This is a genomic window from Pseudomonas sp. X4 (genome assembly GCF_040784925.1).
GTDB classification, from domain to species: Bacteria; Pseudomonadota; Gammaproteobacteria; order Pseudomonadales; family Pseudomonadaceae; genus Aquipseudomonas; species Aquipseudomonas putida_Z.
Genome location: NZ_CP160798.1, coordinates 92,485 through 106,921, shown reverse-complemented (window position 1 = coordinate 106,921; position 14,437 = coordinate 92,485). Strand labels below are relative to the sequence as shown.

The window sequence follows — 14,437 nt, the reverse complement described above, 5'->3', positions numbered from 1 at the left end:
CCAGCCGACAACACTCGAAGCATGGCCGAGCATGGAAGCCAATCGCACACGTTACCCGGGAGAGCCGCCTTGAGCATCGCCATAGTCAAAAGTATTGTTGGCCAGGTAATCGCCATTTCCCCAGAGGGCACCCAGCGTGTGCTTGTGGAAGGGGATCGAGTGTTCGCGGGTGAACAGATCCAGACCGGCCCTGGTGGTGCGGTGAGCCTGGAACTGGCCGATGGGCGCATCCTCGACTTGGGGCGCGACACCCAGTGGAGTGCCGATGCCCCAGATAGCGTGGCCGACTTGAGCGCCGCCACTGCGCAGGCCGCACCATCCGTTGACGAGCTGCAACAAGCCATCGCCGCCGGCGCAGACCCGACAACCGCACTCGAAGCGACCGCGGCAGGCCCAACCGGGGCAGGTGCGAACCCTGGTGGCATCGGGGGCGGCCACTCGTTTGTGATGCTTGAAGCAGTGGGCGGGTCGGTCGCCCCTACCATTGGTTTCCCCACCGGGCCACTTGGCGTTGCTGTTGAACCGGCTCGGGATTTCGTGGGCAATTCAACACCGGCACAGCAGGCGCCAGTACCTGAGGCACAACCCGAGCCTCAGCCCATTGCGGCCACGCTGACCCTGAGCAGCAACAATGTGCAGGAAGGGGGGCTGACCAGCATCACCGGTACCCTGAGCCAGCCGGCAGGCAGGGATTTCACGGTAACCCTGAGCAATGGCCAGACTTTGTCGTTCAAAGCCGGTGAAACGGTCGCAACGACCGGTGAGTTCGCTGCCCAGAGCGATGATGTGTTCCAGGACGGTGAAATCCAGAACATCACCGTCACCAATGCGGGCGATCATGGCTTTGGCAGCCTCAATACCGGTGCAACTTCTACCCTCACTGTGACCGACACCGTCGATACCGTGAGAGCCGAGCTGAGCATTTCGCCTAACCCGGCCGTGGAAGGCCAGGCGGTGACCTACACCATTACCCTGACCGGGCCGGCCGGTGCCGATTTGACTCAGCACGGTGGTCTGTCCATCACCCTGAGCAACGGCGAGGTGATCAACATCCCTGCGGGCCAGGTCAGTGCGTCGCAAACCGCCAACCTGGCGAACGACGTCTATGTGGGCAGCAGTGCTCCGAGCATCGCTATCAACGGGATCACCGAGCAAGGCACAGGCAAACAGGTCTTTGAAAACCTGGTCAAAGGCGATCCGGTGACCCTGCAGATCACCGACGAACCGGGTACTCCAGGCAACCCTGGCACTCCAGGCACGCCGAATGGCGGCGATGCAGTGACGCTGACCCTCACCGGCAATGCCGTGCAGGAAGGCAACACCACAACCATCACCGGCACCCTGAGCCACCCGGCAGGCCAAGCGTTCACCGTCACCCTGAGCAACGGCCAGACCCTGAGCTTTGCCGAGGGCGCGCTTACTGCGACCACCAATCCGTTCGTGGCGCAGAGCGATGATGTGTTCAAGGATGGCGAAACCCAGACCGTCAGCGTGATCGACGCCGGTAGTCATAACTTCGAGAACTTGAACACCAGCGCGACCACGACCGTTACGGTGAGCGATACCGTCGACACCGTGAAGGCCGAGCTGAGCATCTCGCCGAATCCGGCGGTGGAAGGCCAGGCGGTGACCTACACCATCACCCTGACCGGTCCTGCCGGTGCCGATCTGAGTCAGCATGGTGGTCTGTCCATCGCGCTGAGCAACGGCAAAGTGGTGCACATCGCAGCTGGGCAGATCAGTGGCTCGCAGTCGGGTGTTCTTGCGGACAACGTCTATGTCGGCAGCAGTGCTCCGAGCATCGCCATCTCTGGGATCACCGAGCAAGGCACTGGCAAACAGGTCTTTGAGAACTTGGTCAAAGGCGACCCGGTGACCCTGCAGATCACCGACGAACCAGGCACCCCAGGCAACCCTGGCACCCCGGGTACGCCGAATGGCGGCGATGAAGTGACGCTGACCCTCACCGGCAATGCCGTGCAGGAAGGCAACACCACGACCATCACCGGCACCCTGAGCCACCCGGCAGGCCAAGCGTTCACCGTCACCCTGAGCAACGGCCAGACCCTGACCTTCGCCGAGGGCGCGCTTACCGCGACTACCAATCCGTTCGTGGCGCAGAGCGATGATGTGTTCAAGGATGGCGAAACCCAGACCGTCAGCGTGATCGACGCCGGTAGTCATAACTTCGAGAACTTGAACACCAGCGCGACCACGACCGTTACGGTGAGCGATACCGTCGACACCGTGAAGGCCGAGCTGAGCATCTCGCCGAATCCGGCGGTGGAAGGCCAGGCGGTGACCTACACCATCACCCTGACCGGTCCTGCCGGTGCCGACCTGAATCAGCACGGTGGTCTGTCCATCGCGCTGAGCAACGGCGAGGTAATCAACATCCCCGCGGGCCAGATCAGTGGCTCGCAGTCGAGCGTCCTGGCGGACAATGTCTATGTCGGCAGCAGTGCTCCGAGCATCGCCATCTCTGGGATCACCGAGCAAGGCACCGGCAAACAGGTCTTTGAGAACCTGGTCAAAGGCGACCCGGTCACCCTGCAGATCACCGACGAGCCGGGTACCCCCGGCACGCCGAATGGCGGCGATGAAGTGACGCTGACCCTCACCGGCAATGCCGTGCAGGAAGGCAACACCACAACCATCACCGGCACCCTGAGCCACCCGGCAGGCCAAGCGTTCACCGTCACCCTGAGCAACGGCCAGACCCTGAGCTTTGCCGAGGGCGCGCTTACTGCGACCACCAATCCGTTCGTGGCGCAGAGCGATGATGTGTTCAAGGATGGCGAAACCCAGACCGTCAGCGTGATCGACGCCGGTAGTCATAACTTCGAGAACTTGAACACCAGCGCGACCACGACCGTTACGGTGAGCGATACCGTCGACACCGTGAAGGCCGAGCTGAGCATCTCGCCGAATCCGGCGGTGGAAGGCCAGGCGGTGACCTACACCATCACCCTGACCGGTCCTGCCGGTGCCGATCTGAGTCAGCATGGTGGTCTGTCCATCGCGCTGAGCAACGGCAAAGTGGTGCACATCGCAGCTGGGCAGATCAGTGGCTCGCAGTCGGGTGTTCTGGCGGACAACGTCTATGTCGGCAGCAGTGCTCCGAGCATCGCCATCTCTGGGATCACCGAGCAAGGCACTGGCAAACAGGTCTTTGAGAACCTGGTCAAAGGCGACCCGGTGACCCTGCAGATCACCGACGAACCAGGCACCCCAGGCAACCCTGGCACCCCGGGTACGCCGAATGGCGGCGATGAAGTGACGCTGACCCTCACCGGTAATACCGTGCAGGAAGGCAACACCACGACCATCACCGGCACCCTGAGCCACCCGGCAGGCCAAGCCTTCACCGTCACCCTGAGCAACGGCCAGACCCTGACCTTCGCCAAGGACGCCACCACCGCGACCACCGCGCCGTTCGTGGCACAGAGCGATGACGTTTTCCGTGACGGCGAAACCCAGGCCATCAGTGTGATCGATGCTGGTAGCCATAACTTCGAGAACCTGAACATCAGTGCCACCACGACCGTCACCGTGAGCGACACCGTCGACACCGTGAAGGCTGAGCTGAGCATCTCGCCGAATCCGGCGGTGGAAGGCCAGGCGGTGACCTACACCATTACCCTGACCGGGCCGGCCGGTGCCGATCTGACTCAGCACGGTGGCCTGTCCATCGCACTGAGCAACGGCGAGGTAATCAACATCCCCGCGGGCCAGATCAGTGGCTCGCAGTCGAGCGTCCTGGCGGACAACGTCTATGTCGGCAGCAGTGCTCCGAGCATCGCCATCTCTGGGATCACCGAGCAAGGCACCGGCAAACAGGTCTTTGAGAATCTGGTCAAAGGCGACCCGGTCACCCTGCAGATCACCGACGAGCCGGGTACCCCAGGCAACCCTGGTACCCCCGGCACGCCGAATGGCGGCGATGAAGTGACGCTGACCCTCACCGGCAATGCCGTGCAGGAAGGCAACACCACGACCATCACCGGCACCCTGAGCCACCCGGCAGGCCAAGCCTTCACTGTCACCCTGAGCAACGGCCAGACCCTGAGCTTTGCCGAGGGCGCGCTTACTGCGACCACCAATCCGTTCGTGGCGCAGAGCGATGATGTGTTCAAGGATGGCGAAACCCAGACCGTCAGCTTGATCGACGCCGGCAGCCATAACTTCGAGAACTTGAACACCAGCGCCACCACGACGATCACCGTGAGCGACACCGTCGACACCGTGAAGGCCGAGTTGAGCATCTCGCCGAATCCGGCGGTGGAAGGCCAGGCGGTGACTTACACCATCACCCTGACCGGTCCTGCCGGTGCCGACCTGAGTCAGCACGGTGGTCTGTCCATCGCGCTGAGCAACGGCGAGGTGATCAACATCCCTGCGGGCCAGGTCAGCGCTTCGCAAACCGCTAACCTGGCGGACAACGTCTATGTCGGCAGCAGTGCCCCAAGCATCGCCATCAATGGCATCACCGAGCAAGGCACGGGCAAACAGGTCTTTGAGAACCTGGTCAAAGGCGACCCGGTCACCCTGCAGATCACCGACGAACCGGGCACCCCAGGTAACCCTGGCACCCCGGGTACGCCGAATGGCGGCGATGAAGTGACGCTGACCCTCACCGGCAATACAGTGCAGGAAGGCAACACCACGACCATCACCGGCACCCTGAGTCATCCGGCAGGCCAGGCCTTCACCGTTACTCTGAGCAACGGCCAGACCCTGACCTTTGCCGAGGGCGCGCTTACCGCGACTACCAATCCGTTCGTGGCGCAGAGCGATGATGTGTTCAAGGATGGCGAAACCCAGACCGTCAGCGTGATCGACGCCGGTAGTCATAACTTCGAGAACCTGAACACCAGCGCGACCACGACCGTCATCGTGAGCGACACCGTCGACACCGTGAAGGCCGAGTTGAGCATCTCGCCGAATCCGGCGGTGGAAGGCCAGGCGGTGACTTACACCATCACCCTGACCGGTCCTGCCGGTGCCGACCTGAGTCAGCACGGTGGTCTGTCCATCGCGCTGAGCAACGGCGAGGTGATCAACATCCCTGCGGGCCAGGTCAGCGCTTCGCAAACCGCTAACCTGGCGGATGACGTCTATGTCGGCAGCAGTGCTCCGAGCATCGCCATCAATGGCATCACCGAGCAAGGCACCGGCAAACAGGTCTTTGAAAACCTGGTCAAAGGCGACCCGGTGACCCTGCAGATCACCGACGAACCGGGCACCCCAGGTAACCCTGGCACCCCGGGCACGCCGAATGGCGGCGATGAAGTGACGCTGACCCTCACCGGCAATACAGTGCAGGAAGGCAACACCACGACCATCACCGGCACCCTGAGTCATCCGGCAGGCCAGGCCTTCACCGTTACTCTGAGCAACGGCCAGACCCTGACCTTCGCCAAGGACGCCACCACCGCGACCACTGCACCGTTCGTGGCACAGAGCGATGACGTATTCCGTGACGGCGAAACCCAGACCATCAGCGTGACGAATGCGGGCAACCACAACTTCGAAAACCTGAACACCAGCGCGACCACGACCGTCACCGTGAGCGATACCGTCGACACCGTGAAGGCCGAGCTGAGCATCTCGCCGAACCCGGCCGTCGAAGGCCAGGCGGTGACTTACACCATTACCCTGACCGGTCCTGCCGGTGCCGACCTGACCCAGCATGGCGGCCTGGATATCGAGCTGAGCAACGGCAAAGTGGTGCACATCGCCGCCGGGCAGATCAGCGGCTCGCAGTCGGGCGTCCTGGCGGACAACGTCTATGTCGGCAGCAGTGCTCCAAGTATCGCCATCAACGGAATCACCGAGCAAGGCACCGGCAAACAGGTCTTTGAGAACCTGGTCAAAGGCGACCCGGTAACCCTGCAAATCACCGACGAGCCGGGCACTCCAGGTAACCCTGGCACCCCGGGCACGCCGAATGGCGGCGATGAAGTGACGCTGACCCTGACGGGCAATGCCGTGCAGGAAGGGGGGCAGACCACTATTACCGGTACCCTGAGCCACCCAGCGGGCCAGGCCTTCACCGTTACCCTGAGCAACGGCCAGACCCTGACCTTTGCCAAGGACGCCACCACCGCGACCACCGCGCCGTTCGTGGCACAGAGCGATGACGTTTTCCGTGACGGCGAAACCCAGACCATCAGTGTGATCGATGCTGGTAGCCATAACTTCGAGAACCTGAACATCAGTGCCACCACGACCGTCACCGTGAGCGACACCGTCGACACCGTGAAGGCCGAGCTGAGCATCTCGCCGAACCCGGCGGTGGAAGGCCAGGCGGTGACCTACACCATCACCCTGACCGGTCCTGCCGGTGCCGACCTGACCCAGCATGGCGGCCTGGATATCGAGCTGAGCAACGGCAAAGTGGTGCACATCGCCGCCGGGCAGATCAGCGGCTCGCAGTCGGGTGTTCTGGCGGACAACGTCTATGTCGGCAGCAGTGCCCCAAGCATCGCCATCAATGGCATCACCGAGCAAGGCACGGGCAAACAGGTCTTTGAAAACCTGGTCAAAGGCGATCCGGTGACCCTGCAGATCACCGACGAGCCGGGCACTCCAGGTAACCCTGGCACCCCGGGCACGCCGAATGGCGGCGATGAAGTGACGCTGACCCTGACGGGCAATGCCGTGCAGGAAGGGGGGCAGACCACTATTACCGGTACCCTGAGCCACCCAGCGGGCCAGGCCTTCACCGTTACCCTGAGCAACGGCCAGACCCTGACCTTTGCCAAGGACGCCACCACCGCGACCACCGCGCCGTTCGTGGCACAGAGCGATGACGTTTTCCGTGACGGCGAAACCCAGACCATCAGTGTGATCGATGCTGGTAGCCATAACTTCGAGAACCTGAACATCAGTGCCACCACGACCGTCACCGTGAGCGACACCGTCGACACCGTGAAGGCTGAGCTGAGCATCTCGCCGAATCCGGCGGTGGAAGGCCAGGCGGTGACCTACACCATCACCCTGACCGGCCCGGCCGGTGCCGATCTGACTCAGCACGGTGGTCTGTCCATCGCGCTGAGCAACGGCGAGGTGATCAACATCCCTGCGGGCCAGGTCAGCGCTTCGCAAACCGCTAACCTGGCGGATGACGTCTATGTCGGCAGCAGTGCTCCGAGCATCGCCATCAACGGGATCACCGAGCAAGGCGCCGGCAAACAGGTCTTTGAGAACCTGATCAAAGGCGACCCGGTGACCCTGCAGATCACCGACGAACCGGGCACCCCAGGTAACCCTGGGACCCCGGGTACGCCGAATGGCGGCGATGAAGTGACGCTGACCCTCACCGGTAATACCGTGCAGGAAGGTCACACCACGACCATCACCGGCACCCTGAGCCATCCGGCAGGCCAGGCCTTCACCGTCACCCTGAGCAACGGCCAGACCCTGAGCTTCGCCAAGGACGCCACCACCGCCACCACCGCACCGTTCGTGGCCCAGAGCGATGACGTATTCCGTGACGGCGAAACCCAGACCATCAGCGTGACGAATGCAGGTACCCACAACTTCGAGAACCTGAACACCAGTGCCACCACGACCCTCACGGTCACCGATACCATCAACACCGTGACGGTCGTGCTGAGCGCTTCGCCCAACCCGGCAGCCAAGGGCCAGGAGGTGACCTACACGGTCAATCTGGAAGCGCCGGCTGGCATGAGCGCAAGCAACCATGGCGGCCTGACCATCAAGCTGGACAATGGCCTGACCATCATGGTGGCGGCGGGCAGCACCACCGGCACGGTGAAAGGTGCCATTCCCGACGGTGTCTTCGTGGGTGGTGGCAGCGTGTCCGTGGGCATCGACCAGATCACGCAGAATGGCACGGGTAGCAAGGTGTTCGAGAACCTGGTCCCGGGCGCCAGCGTTGCGGTGGGCATGACCAATGCCACGCCAACCATCACTTCGGGGGCCGCGCTGGTGTCCGAGGAGGGGCTGATCGGCGGGAACAAAGATACCGTCGGTTCACCAGCCGACCAAAGCGACAGCAAGTTGTACGCTGGCAAGCTGACGGTCAGCGATATCGATACGCCGTCGGCCAACCTCTCGGTCAGCCTGGCAGCACCATCGACAGCGCTGACGTCCTCTGGCCAGAGTGTGCAATGGGCGTTGTCCAATGGCGGCAAGACCCTGACCGGCACGGCCGGTGGCAAGGACGTGATCGAAATAAGGATCGACAACGCCGGCAACTACACCGTGGAGCTGAAGGGGCCGCTCGACCATCCGAACCAGGCGGCCGAGGATGTACTGTCCCTCAACGTTGGTGTCAGCGTTTCCGACGGCAGCACCTCATCGACCGGCACGCTGACGATCAGCGTCGAAGACGACAGCCCGACCTTCGCCACCAGTGACAATGCCGGCATGTGGAACACTGTCGGGTACACGGCGGTTGGCGACACGCACTTCCTGGCGGGCGGTGATGGCGTGGGCACGCTGAAGTTCGGCACCATCGTTGGCCTGCCTTCGGGCTGGAGCAGCAAGGCAACGGATGCAAGCGGCACCACGGTGGAAGTTTTCGACGGTACCACGAAGGTGTTCACGCTTGCCTTGGGAGCGGATGGGCACTACACCGTCACCCAGAACAGCATGCGTGAAGGTAGCCGAGATACGTTCAACCTGGAAAGTTTGAAATCCGGGAATACCTCAACCCTGCCTGTCACTTTCACCAGTGGCATAACGGCCACCTTCGAAGCCTTGGCCAGTGCTACAGGGAAGCCGACGATCAACGTCGGCAATGGGCTGGGGGTGGGTAACAACCACTTCTCCGCCAACGAAAAGTTCTCCGTGGCGTTCACCGATGCCCTGCAGCACGCCGTCTCGATGAAAGAAGTCACGCTAGGCATTGCGCGGCTTCAGGTCAGCGGTGACGTCAATATCGTCGCCTCCTACAAGGACGCCAATGGTGTTGTGCATGAAGCAACGAAGACGTACACCATCACCTCTGGCTCCGAGTCCATAAAGATTCTGGCCAGTGATTTCGCGGGCCTTGCCGGGCACGCCTTCGACACGATTACCCTGGCTGCACCGAGCAAGAGTACGCTTGACACCACCTTCACCAAACTGACCTATGTAGAGGAGAAACCTGCCAGCGACCTGAACTTCACGGTCCATGTCATCGGCACCGACCACGATGGTGATTCGGCAAGCAGCTCGTTCGTGGTGACATCCCATGGTGACGCAGCCTCGTCGGCGTCGATGAGCACGATGTCGCTGATGGCGAGCGACACATCGGACAGCGCCTCCACGTCCCTGCTTGGCAGCGAGGACCACATCGTGTTCGTGGGGGCAGGGGACAGCACCGTCACCGGCAGCAGCGGCATCGCCGAGTCCTTCGTGTGGACGGCAGGTGATACCGGCCATGACGTGGTCAGGAACTTCAATGCTGAAGAAGGCGACCGCCTGGACCTGAGTGCCCTGCTGCAGGGCGAATCGCTGTCGGCCATCGACAGCTACCTGAAGATCACCACGGTCGATGGCGAGTCGACCTTGCAGGTCAGCACCCAGGGCAAGTTCACACCCGGCGGTGACACCAGCAGCGCTGACGTGTCGATCAAGCTCGAAGGTGTGAACTGGTCGAACACCACGGTCAGTTCGCTGGTCAGTGGTGGTGATCCAACCATCAAGATCGACCACTCCGGGCAATGAGCCACGCCCCGCGGCGGCCGCCAGGCCGCTGCGGGGTTCCCCCGGCGGCCTGTTTCGATGAAGGGCGTGACGCTCAGGCTGTAGGCCGTCAGAGTGGGCTTGCCGATGGTGAGTCAGGTGTCTTCTGTGGTTATTGCTGAATCTACTTAAGTTTCTCGACTGCCTGTGCTGGCCCATTCGCGGGCACGCCCGCTCCCACAGGTACTGTGCAAGTTTTGAGTACCGTGAGGATCCTGTGGGAGCGGGCGTGCCCGCGAAAGGGCCAGCACAGGCAACACACCTCTCATGGCTTGGCGCAAAGTCCGGGTCTCGCTAGACATCTCCCACAGGTTTTACTGCAGGGTCAACGGCTTCATGCCATCCGGCAGCTTTTGAATAGCTGCCTCCATCCGCGCGATCGGTGCCGCGAGTTCGTCCGCTTCCTTGTCCTTGCCCTCCCTTCTCAGGCGATCACGCTCAAGGCGTAGGTTAAGCAAATTCTTCTGCAGCTTCAGGGCCGAGGTATTGAACGGATCCATGCTTTTCTCACGCTGTAGGCTTCCGTGCCGTTGTAGGAAAACTGGACCGTAGCAGCTCGAATTTGCTGGAGAAACTGATGTTTCATACAGGCAAATCTCACTGCTTCGATTCTTCCTACGTTGCGAGGTAAAAGATCCTACAAGCCGCATTTCAAATCGTGTCTTTCAAATTCGCCTCAACACCGCGCGGTAGCTGGGCACAACCGGTTTTCGACAATGCAGGCCCTCGACGCGGCTCAAACCAGGGTCTGCCGTTCCTTTCGAAACCTTATGTAGCAATTGCCGCCCCGCAAGCTACAGGTGGTCCGCATCCACCACCGCCTGGGTGAACGCCTGCGGCGCTTCCTGCGGCAGGTTGTGGCCGATGCCGCCGCTGATCAGCCGGTACTCGTACTTGCCGGTAAAGCGCTGCGCATAGGCTTCGGCCGGCGGGTGCGGGGCGCCGTTGGCGTCGCCTTCCAGGGTGATGGTCGGTACGCCGATGCTGGGGAAGCTGGCCAGTTTGGCCTCGAGCGGGTCGTAGCGCGTTTCGCCCTGGGCCAGCCCCAGCCGCCAGCGGTAGTTGTGCACGGTGATCGCCACCTGGTCGGGGTTGTCCAGGGCCTTGGCGCTGCGCTCGAAGGTGGCGTCGTCGAAGGCCCACTTGGGCGAGGCGGTTTGCCAGATCAGCTTGGCGAAGGCATGGCGGTTCTTTTCATAGCCGGCCTGGCCGCGCGCGGTGGCGAAGTAGTACTGGTACCACCACTGCAACTCGGCACTGGGGGGCAGGGGGGCCTTGGCGGCTTCCTGGCTGCTGATCAGGTAGCCGCTGACCGATACCAGTGCCTTTACCCGCTCTGGCCACAGCGCCGAGACAATGTCGGCGGTGCGTGCGCCCCAGTCGAAGCCGGCGAGCACGGCACGCTGGATATGCAGCGCATCCATGAAGGCGATCACGTCGCTGGCCAGTGCCGAGGGCTGGGCATTGCGTGGGGTTGCCGCAGACAGGAAGCGGGTCTGCCCGTAACCACGTACGTAGGGCACCAACACCCGGTAGCCTTTTGCCGCCAGGGCGGGTGCAACTTGCTCGAAGCTGTGAATGTCATACGGCCAGCCATGCAGCAGGATCACCACCGGGCCGTCGGCCGGGCCTTGCTCTACGTAAGCCACATCGAGCACGCCAGCGTTGACGTGTTTCAGCGGGCCAAAGTCATCCGCCGCTGCGGCGGCTGGCTGGGGCTGCTGTGGTGCAGCCGTGGCCATGTTCGCCGCCAGCAGGCCAAGTGGCAGCAGGGCACAGGCGAGCAGCGTACGGCTGAAGCGGCGTGGCAGGGCGGTGGTCGAGTGGCGGGCAGACATTGGGCATCTCCTTGGCGAAGCCATCGGTGCGGGTTGATGGGTGCCAGTAAAGATGACGGCTGTATCGCGGATGTGTCCGCTCGGCCCGTAGGAGGCGTTCTTGTGTATCAGGTCTCAATTTGTACACATGAAGATACAAACACCGGCTGGCAGCGGGTTTTGCCGCTTCTGCTACGATCGATGAGTTTTCCCGGCCAAGGAGAGGCCCATGCATTACGTTGTGATTGAACCTCACCGCAGTGAGTACCCGCGACCCATCCGCTTTGCCAAGGGCACCTTGCTGAACATTGGCCCACGCTACGAGGGCGAGCCAGGTTGGCAGGACTGGTACCTGTGCACCTGCACCGGCCAGGAGCCCGGTTGGGTGCCGGCCCAATTGATCGAGCGGCTCAGCGTGTGCCAGGGCAGGGCGCTGGACCATTACTCGGCGCATGAACTGGATGCCGACCCGGGGCAGTTGGTGCAGATGGTGCGCCCGCTCAATGGCTGGGTCTGGTGCAGGCGCCACGGCAGCGATGAGTACGGCTGGTTGCCTGCGCAGAAGCTTCAGCAGCTGACCTGATGTACGCGTTCGCTCCAAGTACGCAACTCTTGTGGGAGCGGCCTTGCGTCGCGAAAGGGCCGCAAAGCGGCCCCGGCAATTTCGAGGGATGCATCGAACCCTGGGTCCGCTGTGCGGCCCTTTCGCGACGCAAGGCCGCTCCCACAAAAGAACCGGTGCCTCACATCTGATCCGCTTTTTTTCCATAAACCTGAATCTGTAACGGTATCAGCCCAAGCCCGACAATATGCCCATTCCCGCATCACACTTGTAGAGGTTCCAATGGGCAAGCTCGCGCTATTCCTGGGTGGTTTTCTGCTGCTGACCATTCTGATCGGTATTCTTGGCACCATTCCGCCAAGCTGACGTTAACCACCTATATCCCTCGCGGCCTGCCTTTCCTTCGGGCGGGCCCATTCCTCTTCATTGTTGGCCGATTCACCCTACCGATTTGTACGATAAGTCGTTCTTTGCACTGGGAAAACTGTCCACAAAAAACGTGGGTAGGTCTGTGGATAAAGTGCTGCAAGCCAGGCCCGCGGCGGGCTCTGTTAAATTGAGCAGAATTTGAACAGCCATTTCAGGGCGTTGTTTCAGTAGGCCAGGCCGGCGCGGCGCAGGGCAGCCAGCAGGTCGCGTACCCGCGCCGGCAGCTCGCCGGCGGGGTACACGGCATGCATCTGCGGGTCGTGGCCGTTGCTGGAGGTCAGGCGGTACTGCGGGCATACCCGCACCAGCCGCCCGGCCTTGACCTGCGCTTCGCCGACCCAGGCGGCCAGGCGGGCGATACCGGCACCGGCCAGGGTGCTGTGGTACACCGCGTCACCTGAGTCCAGGCGCAGCCTGGGCCTGGGGCGCAGGCTGGTGATCTGGCCGTCGCGGCAGAAGTGCCAGGCCTTGAGGATGCGCGGGGCAGTGTGCAGGATCAGCGCGTGGCCTTCGAGGTCCTCGGGTTGTTGTGGCGTGCCGGCCAGGGCCAGGTATTCAGGGCTTGCATACAGGTGGCGCTGGTAATCCCACAGCGGGTAGCCGATCAGCTCGCTCGACTGCGGAAAGGCACCGCGCACCACGAAGTCGAACTTGCCTTGCAGCGGGTCCAGGGCCCCGTCGCTGTACTGCACGTCCAGGGTTACCTGGGGGTGGCAGCGGGAAAACTCGGCCAGCACCTGGGGCAGTACATGTTCACCCAGTACCTGCGGCACGGCGAAGCGGATCCAGCCTTGTGCACTGCCGCTGAGCGCGGCCAGTTCGTCGGCGGCATCACGTTGCACATCCAGCAAGCGTTCGGCGTGTGGCAGCAGGCGCTCCCCGGCTTCGGTCAGGGTCACGGCATTGGCGTTGCGGTTGAGCAGTTTGCTCCCGGCGTTGTCTTCCAGGGTTTGTACCGCGCGGGTGACCGCGCTGGGTGAGCGCCCCAGGGCGCGTGCGGCGGCGACGAAGCTGCGCTTGTGCGCCACGCTGACGAACGCCTGGATTTCCCGCAGCATGTCCAATGCCATTGCCTGCTCCTCGTTGCAGTTTTTGCAATATGGCATTTCAACACAAGCGCGGCACTTTGATTAGCCTTGCAGCGTCTTCACTGCCTGGAACCGCGTCATGATGGATATCGCTGTGCTTTCCGTGTTCGCCTTCGCCGCAGGGCTGATCGACGCCGCCGTGGGTGGCGGTGGGCTGATCCAGATCCCGGCCTTGTTCAACGTGCTGCCCACCGCGCAACCGGCGGCATTGCTCGGTAGCAACAAGCTGGCGTCGGTGTGTGGCACGGCCTTCGCTGCGCGTTCGTTCATCCGCAGGGTGACGCTGGACTGGGGGTTGATCGTGCCGGCCGCGCTCAGTGCCTTCGTCATGTCGTTCGCCGGTGCCGCCACGGTGTCGCTGGTGCCGCCCAGCGTGATGCGCCCGGCGGTGCTGGTGCTGATCGTGCTGATGGCCATCTACACCTTCTGCAAGAAGGACTTCGGCACGCTGCACAAACCCACAAGGATCGGCCGCAAGGAGCAGTGCCTGGCGGTGCTGATCGGTGGTGCGATCGGCTTTTACGATGGCCTGTTCGGGCCGGGCACCGGCAGCTTCCTGATCTTCCTGTTCATCCGCTTCTTCGCTTTGGATTTCCTGCACGCCTCGGCGTCGGCAAAGGTGGTGAACATCGCCACCAACCTGGCGGCACTGGTGTTCTTCGTGCCATCGGGTAACGTGCTGTACGCCATTGCCTTGCCCATGGCGGCGTGCAATATCCTCGGTGCGCTGACCGGTACCTGGCTGGCGGTGCGCAAGGGCGCGGGCTTTGTACGCGGGCTGTTCCTGGTGCTGTTGTGCGTGCTGATCGCCAAGTTGACGTGGGACTTGCTGGCCGGCTAGT

General features: G+C 62.5%; 6 protein-coding genes. 3 read left to right on the top strand and 3 right to left on the bottom strand.

The window, feature by feature from the left end:
- Positions 1 to 69 precede the first annotated feature (69 nt).
- Positions 70 to 9,681 (top strand): retention module-containing protein, encoded by a 9,612-nt coding sequence (locus tag ABX298_RS00525; protein WP_367393923.1) that lies wholly within the window; start codon positions 70 to 72, stop codon positions 9,679 to 9,681.
- 332 nt (positions 9,682 to 10,013) lie between these two features.
- Here the strand turns inward: ABX298_RS00525 and ABX298_RS00520 are convergent, their stop codons facing one another.
- Together ABX298_RS00520 and ABX298_RS00515 are read right to left on the bottom strand one after the other, a co-directional pair.
- A complete protein-coding gene (locus ABX298_RS00520; RefSeq protein ID WP_367393922.1) occupies positions 10,014 to 10,199 on the bottom strand; it encodes a hypothetical protein in 186 nt (61 codons plus the stop codon).
- A 294-nt stretch (positions 10,200 to 10,493) separates the two neighbouring features.
- Positions 10,494 to 11,537, bottom strand: coding sequence for an alpha/beta fold hydrolase (locus tag ABX298_RS00515; protein WP_085706469.1), 1,044 nt, complete (start codon positions 11,535 to 11,537; stop codon positions 10,494 to 10,496).
- 208 nt (positions 11,538 to 11,745) lie between these two features.
- Here ABX298_RS00515 and ABX298_RS00510 point away from each other — a divergent pair, with 208 nt between their 5' ends.
- A complete protein-coding gene (locus tag ABX298_RS00510; protein WP_367393921.1) occupies positions 11,746 to 12,099 on the top strand; it encodes an SH3 domain-containing protein in 354 nt (117 codons plus the stop codon).
- Positions 12,100 to 12,671: 572 nt separating this feature from the next.
- Here the strand turns inward: ABX298_RS00510 and ABX298_RS00505 are convergent.
- Positions 12,672 to 13,577, bottom strand: a complete 906-nt coding sequence (locus ABX298_RS00505) for a LysR family transcriptional regulator (protein WP_084785220.1) — start codon at positions 13,575 to 13,577, stop codon at positions 12,672 to 12,674.
- A gap of 97 nt (positions 13,578 to 13,674) precedes the next feature.
- On the opposite strand from ABX298_RS00505, the gene ABX298_RS00500 reads away from it, so the two are divergent.
- Positions 13,675 to 14,436, top strand: a complete 762-nt coding sequence (locus tag ABX298_RS00500) for a TSUP family transporter (protein ID WP_025339707.1) — start codon at positions 13,675 to 13,677, stop codon at positions 14,434 to 14,436.
- The last annotated feature ends 1 nt before the right edge of the window (position 14,437 follow it).